This window comes from Agromyces sp. P1_H4, assembly GCF_056405255.1.
This window is the reverse complement of sequence record NZ_JBFUCL010000489.1, coordinates 1-2,822: the sequence shown is the minus strand read 5'-3', so window position 1 is coordinate 2,822 and position 2,822 is coordinate 1. Positions and strand designations below refer to the sequence as shown.

Here is a 2,822-nt window from a genome sequence, read left to right as displayed (position 1 = left end):
GTTCAGGGTGACGGCGGCGCGCCGGATCGTATATCCGCAGGAAGATGCATGGCGTGGGCGTGGGAGCAGGAGCGCGACCGGGGTGACGGATGCCGCGGCATCCGCCCGCCGGCGACGGCGGTACCCTTGAGGTGAGCGGCGCTCAGAAGGCGCCCACCACCGTTCCGCCCACGAAGCGGATGAACAAGGAGAACGATCGATGACGATCACCCACGCCCCGGCCAAGCCCGCCGCCGGGGTCAGCGCAGCACTTCCCACCGAGGCCCCGGAGCACGAGCGGGTCCTCATCACCCGCGGCCCGCGTTCGGGCCTCACCATCGTCGTCGCCGTGCACTCGACGCGACTCGGCCAGGCCCTCGGCGGCGCCCGCCTCTGGCGCTACGGCCACTGGACCGACGCCCTCGCCGATGCCCTGCGGCTCTCGCAAGCGATGACCATGAAGAACTCCGCGGCCGGCCTCGCGCGCGGCGGCGGCAAGTCGGTCGTGTGCATCCCCGCCGGTGTCACGCTCGACGAGCGCACCACCCGCGACGCGATGCTCGACCTCGGCGACGCCGTCGAGTCGCTCGGCGGCGCCTACATGACGGCGGAGGACGTCGGCACCAGCGCCGAGCTCATGGCCGTCGTGCACGAGCGCACCGAGCACGTCTGCGGCCTCCCGCCCGAGCAGGGCGGCGTCGGCGAGCCGGCGGATGCCACCGCCGCCGGCGTGCACGCATCGATCCTCGCCACCCTCGACCACGTCTTCGGCTCGCCCGAGATCGCCGGCCGCCACTTCGTCGTCGCCGGCCTCGGCCAGGTCGGCGGTCGTCTCGCCCGCAGCCTCGCCGCCGCCGGCGCGCGCCTCACGGTGACGGATGTCGCGGAGTCCAAGCGCGCGCTCGCCGACGAGCTCGGCGCCGCCTGGGTCGAGCCCCACGAGGCGCACCTCGTCGAGGCTGACGTGTTCGTGCCCTGCGGGCTCGGCGGCGTGCTCACGCACGAGGTCGTGGAGTCGCTGCGCGTCCGCGCCGTGGTGGGCGCGGCCAACAACCAGCTCGCCTCGCGCGACGTCGCCGGCCTCCTCACCGAGCGCGGCATCGTGTGGGCGCCCGACTTCGTCGTGAACGCCGGCGGCGTCATCTACCTCGACGTCGCGAGCGAGCCGGGCGCCGACCAGGCCGCCCTCGACGCGCGGATCGCGGGCATCGGCGACACCGTGRCCTCCGTGCTGCGCTCGGCCGACGAGCACGGCACCACCACCCTCGCGGCGGCCGAGCGGCTCGCGCGGGCACGCCTCGACGCCGCGCGCTGAGGGGCCGGCACCGGCCGATAGGCTCGTGCCATGACGTCCCCCGCCGCCACGCCCACGCCCGCCCCTGCCCGGTACAGGCCGGCCCCGACCCGGGGTCGGCGGGTGCTGGCGGTGCTGGCCTCGTCGGGCGTGGTGGCGGTCGGGGCGATGTTCGTCGCGCTGTTCGCGCTGTTCATCGGCAACGGGCAGTCGCCCCAGGTACCCTCGACGGCGGTGACGTGCTGAAGGTGGAGTCCACGGTGTACGTCGGCGCGTCGACGCGCACGAACGCCGAGGGCATCCGCCAGCTCCGTGCCCTGCTCACCCCGCACGGCTACTCCGTGGTCGCGGTGCCCGTGACGCAGGCCCTCCACCTGAAGAGCACGATGACCGCGCTGCCCGACGGCACCATCATCGGCGACCCGGCGCTCGTCGCCGAGGGCTGGGAGACGCTCGAGGTCGACGCCGCCCCCGAGTTGGCCGACTCGGTGTTCGTCGAGGACACGGTGGTGCTCTTCGGCGACCTCGCGATCATCACGAGCCCGGGCGCCGAGTCGCGCCGGTCCGAGGTCGAGGCGGTCGAGCGCACGATCGCCACGATTCCCGGCGTCACGGTGCGACGCATCGAGCTGCCCGGCACCCTCGACGGCGGTGACGTGCTGAAGGTGGAGTCCACGGTGTACGTCGGCGCGTCGACGCGCACGAACGCCGAGGGCATCCGCCAGCTCCGTGCCCTGCTCACCCCGCACGGCTACTCCGTGGTCGCGGTGCCCGTGACGCAGGCCCTCCACCYGAAGAGCACGATGACCGCGCTGCCCGACGGCACCATCATCGGCGACCCGGCGCTCGTCGACGTGCCGAGCCTCTTCCCGCGGTTCCTGCCGGTGCACGAGCCCGAGGGCGTCGCCGTCGTCGAGCTGTCGCCCGAGTCGCTGCTCATGTCGTCGTCGGCCCCGAAGACCGCAGCGATGCTCGCCGGCCTGGGCTACCGGGTGGTGACCGTCGAGATCGACGAGTTCGAGAAGCTCGAGGCCGGCGTCACGTGCCTGTCGGTGCGGGTGCGGTAGTCGCCCGCACCCGGCCGTCGTGCAGTTCGAGCACACGGTCGGCTCGGCGCACGAGCGCCGGGTCGTGGGTGGTCACCACGGCGGCCACGCCGCGCGCGTGCACGAGCTCGCCGATGAGGTCCATGACGGTGGCCGCCGTGCCGCTGTCGAGCTGGCCGGTGGGCTCGTCGGCGAGCAGCAGCTGCGGGCGTGCCGCGAGGGCGCGGGCGATCCCGACGCGCTGCTGCTGACCGCCCGAGAGCTCGTAGGGTCGCTGCGCCGCGTGGCCGGCGAGTCCCACGAGCTCGAGCGACTCCGCCACCCGCGCGTTCCGCTCGGCGGCGGGCATCCGCTGCAGGCGCAGTGGCACCTCGACGTTCTCGGCGGCCGACAGCACCGGGATGAGCCCGAACGACTGGAACACGTAGCCGAGCCGATCCCGGCGCACGGCCGCGAGCGCGTCCTCGCCTAGCGCCGACAGCTCGTCGTCGCCGAGGAGCACG

4 protein-coding genes are annotated in these 2,822 nt (G+C 74.1%); 3 read left to right on the top strand and 1 reads right to left on the bottom strand.

Going from position 1 to position 2,822, the window contains the following annotated elements; all coding sequences use genetic code 11:
• Nucleotides 1–199 precede the first annotated feature (199 nt).
• From AC1DY2_RS19220 to AC1DY2_RS19210, 3 genes are read left to right on the top strand one after another with little or no spacing between them, the layout of a single operon-like run.
• Complete coding sequence (locus AC1DY2_RS19220) at nt 200–1,294, top strand: Glu/Leu/Phe/Val dehydrogenase family protein (RefSeq protein WP_476763866.1); 1,095 nt, start codon at nt 200–202, stop codon at nt 1,292–1,294.
• Nucleotides 1,295–1,324: 30 nt separating this feature from the next.
• Complete coding sequence (locus AC1DY2_RS19215; protein WP_476763865.1) at nt 1,325–1,519, top strand: hypothetical protein; 195 nt, start codon at nt 1,325–1,327, stop codon at nt 1,517–1,519.
• Nucleotides 1,513–2,340: a dimethylarginine dimethylaminohydrolase family protein gene (locus AC1DY2_RS19210; RefSeq protein WP_476763864.1), complete on the top strand. Its 828-nt coding sequence runs from the start codon at nt 1,513–1,515 to the stop codon at nt 2,338–2,340. The genes AC1DY2_RS19215 and AC1DY2_RS19210 overlap by 7 nt, the downstream gene beginning before the upstream one ends.
• Here the strand turns inward: AC1DY2_RS19210 and AC1DY2_RS19205 are convergent.
• Nucleotides 2,312–2,822, bottom strand: a 511-nt coding sequence (locus AC1DY2_RS19205; RefSeq protein WP_476763863.1) for an ABC transporter ATP-binding protein, incomplete at its 5' end; no start/stop codon positions are given. The genes AC1DY2_RS19210 and AC1DY2_RS19205 overlap by 29 nt on opposite strands.